Annotated in this window: 11 protein-coding genes; 6 read left to right on the top strand and 5 right to left on the bottom strand. The window is 58.8% G+C overall.

Features of this window, described 5'->3' with window-relative positions; genetic code table 11:
* Positions 1-217: 217 nt before the first annotated feature.
* Positions 218-1,366 carry a pyridoxal phosphate-dependent aminotransferase gene (locus tag AC193Q_RS14600; protein WP_121187056.1) on the top strand — a complete coding sequence of 383 codons (1,149 nt, stop codon included), beginning with the start codon at positions 218-220 and terminating at the stop codon, positions 1,364-1,366.
* Positions 1,354-2,145 carry an amidohydrolase gene (locus AC193Q_RS14595; RefSeq protein WP_121187054.1) on the top strand — a complete coding sequence of 264 codons (792 nt, stop codon included), beginning with the start codon at positions 1,354-1,356 and terminating at the stop codon, positions 2,143-2,145. Before AC193Q_RS14600 ends, AC193Q_RS14595 begins: the two co-directional genes overlap by 13 nt.
* A gap of 143 nt (positions 2,146-2,288) precedes the next feature.
* On the opposite strand, the gene leuA is transcribed toward AC193Q_RS14595, so the two are convergent.
* From leuA to AC193Q_RS14575, 4 genes are all read right to left on the bottom strand, one after another.
* Positions 2,289-3,968 (bottom strand): 2-isopropylmalate synthase, encoded by a 1,680-nt coding sequence (gene leuA, locus AC193Q_RS14590; protein ID WP_027612129.1) that lies wholly within the window; start codon positions 3,966-3,968, stop codon positions 2,289-2,291.
* Between the two features lie 478 nt (positions 3,969-4,446).
* Entirely contained in the window at positions 4,447-5,271 is an 825-nt protein-coding gene (locus AC193Q_RS14585) for a peptidoglycan DD-metalloendopeptidase family protein (RefSeq protein WP_121187051.1), read from the bottom strand.
* Positions 5,272-5,274: 3 nt separating this feature from the next.
* Positions 5,275-6,654, bottom strand: coding sequence for an exodeoxyribonuclease VII large subunit (gene xseA, locus AC193Q_RS14580; protein ID WP_121187049.1), 1,380 nt, complete (start codon positions 6,652-6,654; stop codon positions 5,275-5,277).
* A gap of 130 nt (positions 6,655-6,784) precedes the next feature.
* The gene (locus AC193Q_RS14575) at positions 6,785-7,672 is read right to left on the bottom strand and encodes a LysR substrate-binding domain-containing protein (protein ID WP_121187047.1); all 888 of its coding nucleotides are present in this window, start codon (positions 7,670-7,672) and stop codon (positions 6,785-6,787) included.
* A 100-nt stretch (positions 7,673-7,772) separates the two neighbouring features.
* On the opposite strand from AC193Q_RS14575, the gene AC193Q_RS14570 reads away from it, so the two are divergent.
* The 4 genes from AC193Q_RS14570 (at position 7,773) to guaA (ending at position 12,595) form a co-directional block, all read left to right on the top strand.
* Positions 7,773-8,540: a sulfite exporter TauE/SafE family protein gene (locus AC193Q_RS14570; protein WP_121187045.1), complete on the top strand. Its 768-nt coding sequence runs from the start codon at positions 7,773-7,775 to the stop codon at positions 8,538-8,540.
* A gap of 163 nt (positions 8,541-8,703) precedes the next feature.
* Entirely contained in the window at positions 8,704-9,252 is a 549-nt protein-coding gene (locus AC193Q_RS14565; RefSeq protein WP_041071848.1) for a hypothetical protein, read from the top strand.
* A 195-nt stretch (positions 9,253-9,447) separates the two neighbouring features.
* Entirely contained in the window at positions 9,448-10,917 is a 1,470-nt protein-coding gene (guaB, locus tag AC193Q_RS14560) for an IMP dehydrogenase (protein ID WP_041071849.1), read from the top strand.
* Positions 10,918-11,017: 100 nt separating this feature from the next.
* Entirely contained in the window at positions 11,018-12,595 is a 1,578-nt protein-coding gene (gene guaA / locus AC193Q_RS14555; RefSeq protein ID WP_047296326.1) for a glutamine-hydrolyzing GMP synthase, read from the top strand.
* 73 nt (positions 12,596-12,668) lie between these two features.
* On the opposite strand, the gene AC193Q_RS14550 is transcribed toward guaA, so the two are convergent.
* On the bottom strand, positions 12,669-14,057 hold the full coding sequence (locus tag AC193Q_RS14550) for a hypothetical protein (RefSeq protein ID WP_121187043.1): 1,389 nt from the start codon (positions 14,055-14,057) through the stop codon (positions 12,669-12,671).
* Positions 14,058-14,240 lie beyond the last annotated feature (183 nt).

Raw genomic sequence — 14,240 nt, 5'->3', positions numbered from 1 at the left:
AATGCTCAACCGCTTCTGTAGGCGCTGGCGAAGCCTGCGATCTTTTGACTTTGCTTTGAAGGCAAGATCAAAAGATCGCAGCCTGCGGCAGCTCCTACAGGTCCGGCGATAAAGAGGGTGCTCAGTTGAGCGCCCTTTTTTTATGGGCGCCGGATGGGCTATTCTCGGGCTCTCCCGCGCCGCCGTCAGAGCCGGGTGTAGAGCAGGGAACCCCTCGATGATCACCAGTAAGTTGCCGAACGTCGGCATCACTATTTTCACGCAGATGTCTCAGCTCGCGGCGCAGACCGGAGCGATCAACTTGTCCCAGGGGTTCCCTGACTTCGACGGCCCGCAATCCCTGCGTGACGCGGTCGGTCGGCATATCGCCAGCGGCCACAACCAGTATTCACCGATGACCGGCCTGCCGGCGCTGCGCGAGCAGATCGCGGCGAAGATCGCGCGCAGTTACGGCGTGAAAGTCGATGCCGACAGCGAAGTGACCGTCACGCCGGGCGCAACCCAGGCGATCTTCTGTGCGATTCAGGCGGTTATCCACAGCGGCGACGAAGTCATCGTGTTCGACCCGTGCTACGACAGCTACGAACCGGCGACGCAGTTGGCGGGTGGTCGTTGCGTGCATGTGCAACTGAACCCGACCGACTTTTCCATCGATTTCGACAAGCTCGCCGCGGCCCTCAGCCCGCGCACGAAAATGATCGTCATCAATACCCCGCACAACCCGAGCGGAGCGCTGATCAGCCGTGCCGAACTGGATCAACTGGCAGCGTTGATCCGTGGGCGCGACATCTACCTGATCAGCGATGAAGTCTACGAACACCTGGTGTTCGACGGCGTGCCGCATGTCAGCGTGTTGGCCCACGAAGAGCTGTATCAGCGTGCGTTTGTGGTCAGTTCGTTTGGCAAGACCTACCACGTCACCGGCTGGAAAACCGGCTACGTGGTTGCGCCCCCGGGGCTGACCGCCGAGCTGCGCAAGGTGCACCAGTACGTCAGTTTCTGCGGCGTGACACCGCTGCAATACGCCCTGGCCGATTACATGGCCGAGCACCCGGAACACGTTGAAGAGCTGCCGGGTTTCTATCAGGCCAAGCGCGACCTGTTTTGCGATCTGCTGGCGCCGTCGCGTTTCACCTTCACCCGCGTTACCGGCACGTATTTCCAGCTGGTCGACTACTCGCAGATTCGCCCTGATTTGAACGACGTCGACATGGCGATCTGGATGACCCGCGAACATGGCGTGGCGAGCATTCCGGTGTCGGTGTTCTATCAGGATCCACCGCAAGGCCAGCGTCTGGTGCGCCTGTGCTTTGCCAAACGCGAGGAGACGCTGCGCGAGGCAGCGGCAAAACTATGCGTGATCTGAGTGCGTTGCCCGATCTCAATCTGGCGCTGATCCAGACCAGCCTCGCCTGGCATGACCGTCAGGCCAACCTTGAGCACTTCGACGTGCTGCTGGAGCAGGCCCGAGGCGCCGACCTGATCATCCTGCCGGAGATGTTCACCACCGGTTTCTCCATGGCGTCGGAGACCCTCGCCGAAGCCGAGCATGGCCCGACCCGCAAATGGATGAAGGCGCAGGCCGCGAAGCTCAATGCAGTGATCACCGGCAGCGTGATCATTCAGGCGGCGGATGGCAGCCATCGCAATCGCCTGCTGTGGGCACGCCCGGACGGCGAAGTCTGGCATTACGACAAGCGCCACCTGTTCCGTATGGCGGGTGAGCACAATCACTACACGCCCGGCGAGCGTCAGGTGCAGTTCGAACTCAAGGGCTGGCGGATTCGGCCGCTGATTTGCTACGACCTGCGTTTCCCGGTGTGGAGTCGCGATGCGCAGGACACCGATCTGCTGCTGTACACCGCCAATTGGCCGGGCGCACGGCGTCTGCACTGGAACCGCTTGCTGCCGGCGCGGGCGATTGAAAACCTGTGCTACGTGGCGGCGGTGAACCGGATCGGCACCGACGGCAAGGGCTTTGCCTATACCGGCGACAGTCAGGTGCTGGATTTCCAGGGCGAGACCTTGCTGGCGGCGGGGGAGGCAGACGGCGTGTTCAAAGCGGTGCTGGAAGCGGCACCACTGGCGGCGTATCGCGAGCGCTTTCCGGCGAATCTGGATGCGGATAGCTTCGAGTTCACCTGAAAAACCAAAGATCGCAGCCTGCGGCAGCTCCTACATCGGGACGGCGTACATCCTGTAGGAGCTGCCGAAGGCTGCGATCTTTTGATCTAAACAAAAAGGCCCCAGAGTTCACACTCCGGGGCCTTTTGCATGTCAGCGAAGGCTTAAGCTGCTTTCGCCTCAGGCTGGCTCAGCGAGCGGTTCAGGGCACTGAACAGCGCCTTGAAGCTGGCGGTGGTGATGTTTTCATCGATACCCACGCCGTGCACCGCACGTTCACCGTTCACGCGCAGCTCGATGTAAGCCGCTGCCTTGGCGTTGGTACCCGCGCCGATGGCGTGTTCGTTGTAGTCCATGATTTCCACCGGGATCGGCAGACCGGCCACCAGGGCTTCCAGCGCACCGTTGCCCTTGCCGCGCCAGTGCAGGTTGGTTTCGCCCTGACCCTTGCTCGCCACTTCCACTTCAACGGCACTGTTACCGTTTTCTTCCTGCAGGCGATGGCTGACCAGCGCGTAAGGCGTGTTGGCTTGCAGGTATTCGCTGATCAACAGCGAGTGGATCTGCTTGGCCGTCATCTCCAGGCCGAGGCGGTCGGTTTCACGCTGCACCACCTGGCTGAACTCGATCTGCATGCGACGTGGCAGGCTGATGCCGTATTCCTGCTCCAGCAAGTAGGCGATGCCGCCCTTGCCCGACTGGCTGTTGACGCGGATCACCGCTTCGTAGCTGCGACCGATGTCGGCCGGGTCGATCGGCAGGTACGGCACTTCCCACAGGGTATCCGGTTTCTGCTGGGCGAAGCCCTTGCGGATCGCGTCCTGGTGCGAGCCGGAGAATGCGGTGTGGACCAGGTCGCCGACGTACGGGTGACGCGGGTGCACCTGAATCTGGTTGCACTCTTCGACGACTTTGCGCACGCCGTCGATGTCGGAGAAGTCCAGCTCAGGGTCAACGCCCTGGGTGTACATGTTCAGTGCGACAGTAACGAGGTCGACGTTACCGGTGCGCTCGCCGTTGCCGAACAGGCAGCCTTCGACGCGATCCGCACCGGCCATCAGGCCCAGCTCGGTGGCGGCGACGCCGGTGCCACGGTCGTTGTGGGTGTGCAGGCTGATGATCACGCTGTCACGACGGTTGATGTTGCGGCCGAACCATTCGATCTGGTCGGCGTAGACGTTCGGCGTCGCGCATTCAACGGTGGCTGGCAGGTTGAGGATCATCTTGTGCTCAGGCGTCGGGTTCCAGACCTCGATCACCGCGTCACAGACTTCCTTGGCAAACTCCAGCTCGGTGGCGCTGAAGGTTTCCGGCGAGTATTCGAAGGTCCACTCGGTGTCCGGCTGCATCGCCGCGTATTTGACGAACAGCTTGGCGGCGTTCACTGCGATGGCCTTGATGCCGTCCTTGTCCTGGTTGAAGACGATGCGACGGAAAGACGGCGAGGTGGCGTTGTACAGGTGAACGATGGCCTTCTTCGCCCCGCGCAGGGATTCGAAGGTGCGCTCGATCAAGTCTTCACGGCCCTGGGTCAGCACCTGAATGGTGGTGTCGTCCGGGATGTGGCCTTCTTCGATCAGGGTACGCACGAAGTCGAAGTCGGTTTGCGAAGCGGCCGGGAACGAGGCTTCGATTTCCTTCACGCCGACCTGCACGAGGGTTTTCCAGAAGCGCAGCTTTTTCACCGCGTCCATTGGCTCGATCAGCGACTGGTTGCCGTCACGCAGGTCGGAGCTGCACCAGATCGGCGCGGCGTCGATGGTCTTCGACGGCCAGGTGCGGTCCGGCAAGTTGATGACGGGAAACGCGCGGTATTTCGAAGACGGGTCTTTGAGCATGCTCATCGGGAAATTCCTTATTGTCTGGGCCGAAAAGAGGCGGCCTGCCGGTGGAACGAATGTTCGGGAAAACGCTTGGGACGAGGCGCAGCGATTCAGCCCGGCAGTCGTGCGCTGACGAGGCACAGACTGCGGTGCTGGCGAAGCTGAATAAGGGTGTGAGAGGTTTTCATGCCTTCAACCCTAACCGCGAGGGGAGAGGATGGCAAGCAGTCGAAAAAAATTGAGAGGAATACTCGAAATACTGGATTTTGCAGAATTTTATTGCTTGTAAGTCGGCGTTTCTTGTTGATGTTTGCGTGAGGTTAGATTGGGGCGCAATTGATGTTGGTTGGGTTTCTTCAATATTTTCGGATTGGATAGACCGCATTCGCGGGCAAGCCCGCTCCCACAGTGTCCGTGTCGTACACGAACATTATCTACACCCGAGAAACCTGTGGGAGCAGGCTTGCCCGCGAAGAGGCCATTGGCCTCAATACATAATTCAGGGCTGGAATGCACCAATGAAAATCGCCGGATCCACCCGCGCATCGTTCAGGCTGATGTTCCAGTGCATGTGCGGCCCGGTCGCTCGCCCGGTCGAACCGACCTTGCCAACCACTGCACCACGGGCCAGTTGATCGCCGACCTTCACATCGATTTTCGACATGTGGCAGAACATGCTGATAAAGCCCTGCCCGTGATCGACAAACACCGTGTTGCCGTTGAAGAAGTAGTTGCCGGTCAGGATCACCTTGCCCGCCGCCGGGGTCTTGATCGGCGTGCCTGCCGGCACCGCAAAGTCGAGGCCCGCATGCGGGTTGCGCTCTTCGCCATTGAAGAAGCGGCGCACGCCGAACTTGCTCGACAGCGGCCCGTTGACCGGTTTGTCCAGCAACAGGTTGCTCGGGGTGTTCGGGCTGAAACTGCGGTAAGCCTTGATCTGCTCGGCCAGCTCACCCTCGATGCGCTTGAGGTTGGCCGGATTCGGATTGACCTGCTGAGTGTTCTTCAGGGTGATGTGCTGTTCCGGGTATTTCTTGTTGCCGACCGTAAACGGCAGATTGCGCCCGCCACTGCTGATCTGCTGGCTGCCGGGTTTGACCGTCAGCGGCACGCCGACAATCGCCAGCCAGTTGTTCTGTTCTTTCACCACCAGCACCGGTTTGCCTTGATAGGTGGCTTTCGGCGCCTGCGCGGCGCTGCCCAGATCAACCACCGCCACGCCGCCCGGCACCGGTTTGTTCAGCAGGCGGGTGATGTAGCTGTCAGCGTGGGCGTTGAAGGCGGTCAGGCACAGCAGCAATAACGGAGCGAAAAAACGCGGCATGGATCAGTCCAGTAAAGAGAGGGTGACAGGCGTCAGGTGATTGTCCTCGACGCGCACTTGCAGTTCGCCTTCGCCCAGTCTGGCTTTCAGACGCTGGCCGGTGTGGGTTTGCGCGGCGTTGCGAATCGCGTGGCCGCGTTCATCCAGCAGAATGCTGTAGCCACGGCCCAGAGTCGCCAGCGGACTGACCACGTGCAGCGTCTGCATCTGACTGTGCAGTTGCAGGCGACGGTTTTTCAGACCTTCGCGCATGGCTCGCGGCAGGCGTTCGGCGAGGCTGTCGAGGCGCTGGCGCAGCATTGCCAGTTGGCGTCCCGGGTGTTGCCCGGCGAGGCGGGTTTCCAGACGGATCAGGCGTTCGCGGCGAGTATTGAGCTGGCGCTCGAAGGCGCGGCGCATGCGCATGTCCAGGTCATCCAGGCGTTGCGCTTGCTGACGCAGACGTTCGCCGGGATGACGCAAGCGACGGGCCATGCCTTCAAGGCGCAGACGATCGCGCATCAAACGGTCGCGCATGCGCATCACCAGGCGTCGGTGCAGGCTTTCCACCTGACGGATCAGGTGACTCGAATCCGGGGCCAGCAGCTCGGCGGCAGCGGAGGGCGTTGGAGCGCGCACGTCGGCCACGAAGTCACTGATCGACACGTCGGTTTCATGCCCGACGGCGCTGACAATCGGCGTCACGCAGGCATCGACCGCGCGGGCCACGGCTTCTTCGTTGAAGCACCAGAGGTCTTCCAGCGAACCGCCGCCACGGGCGAGGATCAGCGCGTCGAAACCACGGGCATCGGCCAGTTTCAGCGCGCGGACGATTTGCGCGGTGGCTTCGCGGCCCTGCACGGCAGTCGGGATCAACGTCAGTTGCACCTGCGGCGCCCGGCGGCGGAATACGCTGATGATGTCGCGAATCACCGCGCCGGTCGGCGAACTGATGATGCCGATGCGTTGCGGATGAGCCGGCAGCGGCACTTTGCGTTCAGCACTGAACAGGCCTTCGGCGCTGAGCTTTTCCTTCAGCGCATCGAAGGCCAGGCGCAGCGCGCCGTCACCGGCCGGCTCCACGGTGTCGAGAATCAGCTGATAGTCGCCACGGCCTTCGAACAGCGAGACCTTGCCGCGCACCTTCACGGCCAAACCGTCCTTCAGTGCCTGACGCACCCGCGCCGCGTTATTGCGAAACAGCGCGCAACGCACCTGCGCACCGCTGTCCTTGAGGGTGAAGTACACGTGGCCGGACGCCGGGCGGGCAAGGTTGGAGATTTCGCCTTCGACCCAAATGTTGCTGAACACGTCTTCGAGCAACACCCGCGCGCGGCCGTTGAGCTGGCTGACGGTCAGGACTTCACGGTCCAGGCCAAGTCTTGCAAAGGGATCTTTAATCATGGGCCGCAGTTTAAAGCTAATTTCCGACGCAATACACGAATCCCTGTAGGAGCTGCCGAAGGCTGCGATCTTTTGATCTTTTTTGGAGGGCAAGATCGAAAGATCGCAGCCTCGTTTCACTCGTCAGCTCCTACAGGGGATTTGTGAAGGTCTGGATGAAGCGTTGGACCAGCGGCGCAGGGTTCTGGCGATAGGCGAGGGCGACGGTGCTTTGGCAATCGGGATCGCTCAGCGGCAGAAATCGTACGCCGCCGGGGGCGATGTCCTGCATTGATTCGGGTAGCAGGGCGATGCCGAATCCAGCCTGGATCAACTGCAACTGCGTCGTCTTGCGTGACATCACCCGCGCCGCTTTGGGAAAAAAGCCCTGACGCATGCACAGGTCGGCACATAGATAACTGAGTCCGCCACGTTGCGGATGCGGGATCGAGATAAACGGCTCGTCTTTCAGTTGCGCCAGTTCGACAGCGGGTGAGTCAGCCAATCGATGTTCATTCGGTACCGCCAATAGCAGGCGTTCGGTGAATAAAGACAGCATGTGAATGCCCTCACGCTGACGCAACACCGGCAAGCGCAACAAACCAATGTCCAGACGTCCTTCAGCGAGTTCCTCAAGTTGCGCCTCGGATGACAGCTTGCCGATGTCCAGCGACACGCCATTCTGCTGATCGAGATAAGTGCTGATCCGACGTAATAAATGTCCGCTGATCGACACGGTGCTGGAATGACTCAAACGCAGCGTGCCCAATTGTCCGTTACCGACTTCGGTTGCCATTGCGCTGGCTTTGCTCAGCTCATTGAGCAGGTTTCTCGCCCGTGGCAGAAACGCCTCGCCCGCCGCGGTGAGTCTTGGCTGACGCGCGGTGCGTTCGAACAGCGGCGTTTGCAGGCGGCTTTCCATGTCCTTGATTTGCCGGCTCAGCGCCGATTGCGCAACGAACAAGCGTTCAGCCGCTGCACTGAAGCTGCCACAGTCGGCGATTTCCACGAAGTAGCGCAGTTGACGGGTTGAAAGCACCAGGTATGCCTTTTCGAGATGGGTGAGCGACTTTGATCATATTAGTCGCAAGGCTCGGCGCTGGCTAAAGTCATCTCAGGCTTATAAAGGAAGTGGATAGATGAGTGTGGTTGGGTTGTTGAGCGAATGGACATGGGGCACAGGCGGCTGGGTGGTGATCGGTTTGGGGATCGCGCTGGCCTATATCGTGTTCGGGATTGCCGGGTTCGGTACGGCGCTGGTCGCGGGGCCGATTCTGATTCTGTTCATGCCGTTGTCGAAAATCGTGCCGCTGCTGGTGCTGCTGGATTTTGTCGCGGCGTTCGGCAATCTGCTGCCCTCGCGCCGGGACGTGGCCAAGCCCGAATTGTTGCGGCTGCTGCCGTGCATGGCGGTGGGGTGCACGTTGGGGGTGATTTTCCTGCTCAACCTCAAATCCGATCTGTTGTTGCTGTTGATGGGGTTGTTCATCAGCACTTATGCGGTTTACAGCCTGTGGGTGAAAACCCGGCCGACGCAGTTGTCTGCCGCATGGGCGTTGCCGATGGGCACGGTAGGCGGCCTGTTTGGTGCGCTGTTTGGCAGTGGCGGCTTTCTATATGCGATCTATCTCAACAGCCGCCTGCCCAAGGACGCAGCGCGGGCCACGCAAAGTGCGCTGATCAGTTGCAGCACTGTGGTGCGTTTGAGCCTGTTTGCCCTCGCCGGGGTGTATGCCGAACTACCCTTGTTGATGTTGGCGGTCTGTCTGTTGCCGGCCATGGCGCTGGGCCTGTGGATCGGGCGGCGCTTGACCATGCGCTTGTCGCGTGAAGCGTTTGTACGATTGGTGACCTGGCTGGTGCTGGCCAGCGGGATTGCGTTGATCGGGCGCTATTTCAGTACTTGACCGGATTTCGTCAGGGATTAAGCTGCCGGCCTTTAGGGCCCCTTCGCAGGCAAGCCCGCTCCCACAGGTTTCTCGAGCGCACAGAGGATTTGTGATCGACAGAGAACCCTGTGGGAGCGGGCTTGCCCGCGAAGGCGTCAGAAGCCATACCGCAGGACTTTCCATGAATTCGCAAAGCATCATCGTCCCGAAAATCTCCACCCTGCCGGTTCACGAACCCCGGGCCCGGGCGATTCTGCGCTGGCTGGTACGCAAGAATATTGTCAAGGAAGAGCTGAGCACCTGCGGACGCACCGGCAATCGCATGGCGTACGCGATTGCCGACGGCGCACGTGCGGTGGTGCTGCACCCCGAGGCATTGCCTTTTGGCGAGCCGATCAATGGTCTGGAGATCATCGTCAAACGCTGCATCTACACGCCGGCCAAAGGCTTTCTCGAGGAGGCCGGTTGCGCCGAATGCCGCCGCGAAGTCGGCGAAGCGCTGTTCGAAAGCCTCGAAGACTGGTTTCCAGGCCGCACCGACAACTTCACCTGCCCGGAATGCGGGCATGAAGACGACATCAACGGCTTTCTGTACTTGCAGGAATGCGCGTTTTCCAACCTGGGGTTCATCTTCAATAACTGGCTGGAAGCGGGGTTCAAGCAGAGCTTTATCGATGAGTTCGCCGATTGGCTCGATCAACCTGTCAGTTGGGTAAAAGTCGAACTTTGAACGTGCAGGAGCTGCCGCAGGCTGCGATCTTTTGACGTTGTTTTTTACAGCCAAGATCAAAAGATCGCAGCCTGCGGCAGCTCCTACAGAAAACAGCAGGCCCCGTACATCAATTAAGCTGAGTTTTACATTGAACAGCAGGGGGTGTCTGACTATAATGGCGCGCTTCCATTTTCCCGCTCGGGAGCCCCCGCGATGCTGCGTATCAGCCAAGAAGCTCTGACATTCGACGACATTCTCCTAGTGCCCGGTTATTCCGAGGTGCTTCCTAACGAAGTCAGTCTCAAGACCCGCCTTACCCGTGGCATCGAGCTGAATATTCCTCTGGTTTCTGCCGCCATGGACACCGTCACTGAAGCCCGTCTGGCAATCGCCATGGCTCAGGAAGGTGGTATCGGTATCATCCACAAGAACATGACCATCGAGCAGCAAGCTGCCGAAGTGCGCAAGGTCAAGAAGTTCGAAGCCGGCGTCGTGAAAGATCCGATCACCATCGAGGCTGATGCCACGGTGCGTGACCTGTTCGAACTGACCCGTCTGCACAACATTTCCGGCGTTCCGGTGCTGCACGATGGCGACCTGGTCGGCATCGTCACTTCCCGTGACGTACGCTTCGAAACCCGTCTGGAAGCCACCGTCCGCGAAGTGATGACGCCTAAAGAGCGTCTGGTCACCGTGCGTGAAGGCGCCGACAAGAACGAAGTCCGCGAGCTGCTGCACAAGCACCGCCTGGAAAAAGTCCTGATCGTCGATGACAAGTTTGCCCTCAAAGGCATGATGACCGTCAAAGACATCGAAAAAGCCAAGGCTTACCCGCTGGCCAGCAAGGACGATCAAGGTCGTCTGCGCGTGGGCGCTGCCGTCGGTACCGGTAAAGACACCGGTGACCGCGTTGCTGCGCTGGTCAACGCCGGTGTGGACGTGGTGGTAGTCGACACCGCGCACGGTCACTCCAAGGGCGTGATCGACCGCGTTCGCTGGGTCAAAGAGAATTTCCCCGAAGTGCAGGTGATCGGCGGCAACATCGCCACCGGCGCAGCCGCCAAGGCCCTGGCCGAAGCGGGCGCCGATGCGGTCAAGGTCGGTATCGGCCCTGGCTCGATCTGCACCACCCGTATCGTCGCCGGTGTCGGCGTACCGCAAATCAGTGCCATCGCCAACGTCGCCGCTGCCCTTGAAGGCACAGGCGTGCCGTTGATCGCCGACGGCGGCATCCGCTTCTCTGGTGACCTGTCCAAGGCCATCGTCGCTGGTGCGTCCTGCGTGATGATGGGTTCGATGTTTGCCGGTACTGAAGAAGCGCCGGGCGAGATCGAACTGTTCCAGGGCCGTTCGTACAAGGCGTATCGCGGCATGGGTTCGCTGGGCGCCATGTCCCAGGCGCAAGGTTCTTCCGACCGTTACTTCCAGGACTCCTCGGCAGGCGCCGAGAAGCTCGTTCCGGAAGGGATCGAAGGCCGCGTGCCGTACAAAGGTACCCTGACGGCGATCATCCACCAGTTGATGGGCGGTCTGCGTTCCTCGATGGGTTACACCGGCAGCGCCAACATCGAAGAAATGCGCACCAAGCCTGAGTTTGTGCGGATCACCGGTGCCGGCATGGCCGAATCCCACGTTCACGACGTGCAGATCACCAAAGAAGCGCCAAACTACCGCGTAGGTTGAGGCTTCAAGCAAATCATCAAGCAACCGGGGCTGTTTTATTCAGCCCCGAGTTGTTTCTGAATCACGACTGTTTCTGAATTACTTAAGACGAGACTGAATCATGGCCCTCGACATTCACGCTCACCGCATCCTGATCCTCGACTTCGGTTCGCAATACACCCAACTGATCGCCCGCCGCGTGCGCGAGATCGGCGTGTACTGCGAGCTGCACCCGTTCGACATGGACGAAGATGCGATCCGCGAATTCGCGCCTAAAGGCGTCATCCTCGCCGGCGGCCCCGAGTCCGTACACGAAGCCAACAGCCCGCGCTGCCCACAGGCGGTGTTTGACCTGGGCGTGCCGGTCTTCGGTATCTGCTACGGCATGCAGACCATGGCCGAGCAACTGGGCGGCAAGGTTGAAGGTTCCGAACTGCGTGAGTTCGGTTACGCCCGCGTTGACGTGGTCGGCAAGAGCCGCCTGCTCGACGGCATCGAAGACCACATCGACGCCGACGGCCTGTTCGGCCTTGACGTGTGGATGAGCCACGGTGACAAGGTCACCAAGATGCCGGAAGACTTCCACATCCTGGCCAGCACCCCGAGCTGCCCGATCGCTGGCATGTTCAACGACGAGCGCGCTTACTACGGCGTGCAGTTCCACCCGGAAGTGACCCACACCAAGCAGGGCGGCCGTATCCTGTCGCGCTTCGTGCTCGATATCTGCGGCTGTGAAGCCCTGTGGACGCCGTCGAAGATCGCTGAAGACGCCATCGCCAACATCCGCGCACAAGTCGGCACCGACAACGTGCTGCTGGGCCTGTCCGGCGGTGTTGACTCCTCGGTAGTTGCGGCGCTGCTGCACAAAGCCATCGGCGACCAGTTGACCTGCGTGTTCGTCGACAACGGCCTGCTGCGTCTGCACGAAGGCGAGCAAGTGATGGCCATGTTCGCCGAGAACATGGGCGTCAAGGTGATCCGCGCCAACGCTGAAGAGCAGTTCCTCAGCAACCTGGCCGGCGAATCCGATCCAGAGAAGAAGCGCAAGATCATCGGCCGTACCTTCATCGACGTGTTCGATGCCGAATCCTGCAAGCTGGACAACATCAAGTACCTGGCGCAGGGCACCATCTACCCGGACGTGATCGAGTCGGCTGGCGCGAAAAGCGGCAAGGCGCACGTGATCAAGTCGCACCACAACGTGGGCGGCCTGCCGGAAGAGATGAACCTGAAACTGGTCGAGCCACTGCGCGAACTGTTCAAGGACGAAGTCCGTCGTCTGGGCCTGGAACTGGGCCTGCCGTACGACATGGTCTACCGTCACCCGTTCCCGGGCCCGGGGCTGGGCGTACGCATCCTCGGTGAAGTGAAGAAGGAATACGCCGATCTGCTGCGTCGTGCCGACCACATCTTCATCGAAGAACTGCGCAAGGCCGACTGGTACCACAAGGTCAGCCAGGCCTTCGTGGTGTTCCAGCCAGTGAAATCGGTTGGCGTGGTCGGCGATGGCCGTCGTTACGCCTGGGTCGTGGCCCTGCGTGCCGTGGAAACCATCGACTTCATGACCGCACGTTGGGCACACCTGCCTTACGAACTGCTGGAAACCGTCTCCGGCCGCATCATCAATGAAATCGAAGGCATTTCGCGCGTTACCTACGACGTGTCGAGCAAGCCGCCGGCGACGATTGAGTGGGAATGATCCTGCGGGTCGTTTCGTGGTGAACAAAAAAGGCGCTTAGGCGCCTTTTTTGTTGGGTGAGTGACTAGCGCGTTTATTGGAAATCCAAATTTTCGTCGTATTGATGCACGCTGCAAATTTTTAGGATGTTTTTCCGTGCGTCTGTCAGGTCTTTAAACGCATTTGCTCGCCTTTTATAACTCGAGTTGTTAGAGCGCATAGAAAGTGTGATATCTAACTTTCTTAATGTTTGGTTCAGGTGCTCATAGTTGTCTTTATCTGCGCGCACAAAAAATGTTGCAGTTTGTATTGTTGTGGCGTTTTTCGAAGTTCCGCTCGATTCCAGAAACTTTCGTGCGTAATTGATTGAGTTTAGTAGCGAGTTGAGGCGAAGCTCCATTGGACCAGGCCAATTGTTCGTGGCTGCTACCATCTTCGATATTTCTGTTTCCAATTTGTAGAGGTCGTCGAGAGGAAGGTCGCGATTGAATGGTCGGCGGGTGAACAGTGATCTGCCTATTATCATGTGATAGCAAGCTATAATTAAGTATGCTGTTAAAACTGTAAAAAATAAAAAATATAAGACCAGCCACTCGGTTTTTATCATGTTGTTTTCTTTGTTTTCAAAAAGGCTTGCGGGATTCCTTGCTTGTGCTGGCGCGCTTTGATCGTGTGGTTCAACCAACTCTTGTCCAGGAGCGCTTGTATTGGCGTTGGGCTGTTGTATTGGTTCAGATTGGAGGGCGGATATTGCTGAATGCACTTTATCGGTAGTCGTGCCTTCTTTTTGCGACTCAGGTTGCTTTAGCATCCAAATCGCTAAACAAGAAGCGACTAGGAGGAGGAATACACCGACCGCAAACCAAGAGCTTTTGTAGGTCGTCGAGCGTTTAGCAGCAACGTAAATAAAATACGCTCCTCCTGCGGCTGTCAATATCGATACCAACATGAATATGGCCAGCAGTACAGGATGATGAGTGGTTAATTTTGTTTTGAATAAGTCTTTGAAACTTAAACTAAAACTTTCAGGTGCGTTTGCTGAAGTTGTCTCGGGAAGCGGTGCCTCTGTAGAAAGGGACTGAGGAGACACTGTCGGAGATGATCCCGGATGGAAACTTTGTGAGGTATGAACGTAGGTACCTTGAGGCATATTAATGGTGATAACCGGGGAACACACATGCGTAATGATTTGCATCTCAGGCTCGGCGGCAGATTCTCGTTTTGGCGCGGGCTTGGAGGTTGGCTTCTTTTTCTGAGGTGGAACAGGGCATGTGTTTTTTTTATCGGGCGACCCGATCATGTCGGAATTGACGAATGTGCCATCGCCGCCAAACGAGTCAGTATTTGAATAGTCTTGAGGCGTCACCGGTGCACTTGTGCTCAGTTCGAAACTAAACTCATCAGCCGTCGCAGCGGCGTCGAACAGCAATGGGCTACCAAGGATCGCCAGTGTGGCGATCACTATCAATTGACTGACTTTCAAGACGTCCCTCTCTTTTCATTCGTCAGAACGCGCGATTCACGCGATCAATATCCATTAACCCACGGTGACTGGCACGGTTAAGCATCTTGGCACGCAGGTCGCGCAGTCTAACCTTGTTGCATACGATTTTCATGAAGGAAGTGGCACCATAGTGGCACCTTGAGCGCGCTTTGGTGCAATGCC

This window comes from Pseudomonas sp. F2, from assembly GCF_057174385.1.
The sequence above is the reverse complement of the archived record's forward strand: the minus strand, read 5'-3'. Positions and strand labels throughout refer to the sequence as shown.

Coding starts and splice junctions, on each gene's coding strand:
- AC193Q_RS14570 (WP_121187045.1), top strand. CDS start 7,773: ATGAGTGTGGTTGGGTTGTTGAGCGAATGGACATGGGGCACAGGCGGC.
- guaB (WP_041071849.1), top strand. CDS start 9,448: ATGCTGCGTATCAGCCAAGAAGCTCTGACATTCGACGACATTCTCCTA.
- AC193Q_RS14595 (WP_121187054.1), top strand. CDS start 1,354: ATGCGTGATCTGAGTGCGTTGCCCGATCTCAATCTGGCGCTGATCCAG.
- leuA (WP_027612129.1), bottom strand. CDS start 3,968: ATGAGCATGCTCAAAGACCCGTCTTCGAAATACCGCGCGTTTCCCGTC.
- xseA (WP_121187049.1), bottom strand. CDS start 6,654: ATGATTAAAGATCCCTTTGCAAGACTTGGCCTGGACCGTGAAGTCCTG.
- guaA (WP_047296326.1), top strand. CDS start 11,018: ATGGCCCTCGACATTCACGCTCACCGCATCCTGATCCTCGACTTCGGT.
- AC193Q_RS14600 (WP_121187056.1), top strand. CDS start 218: ATGATCACCAGTAAGTTGCCGAACGTCGGCATCACTATTTTCACGCAG.
- AC193Q_RS14585 (WP_121187051.1), bottom strand. CDS start 5,271: ATGCCGCGTTTTTTCGCTCCGTTATTGCTGCTGTGCCTGACCGCCTTC.
- AC193Q_RS14565 (WP_041071848.1), top strand. CDS start 8,704: ATGAATTCGCAAAGCATCATCGTCCCGAAAATCTCCACCCTGCCGGTT.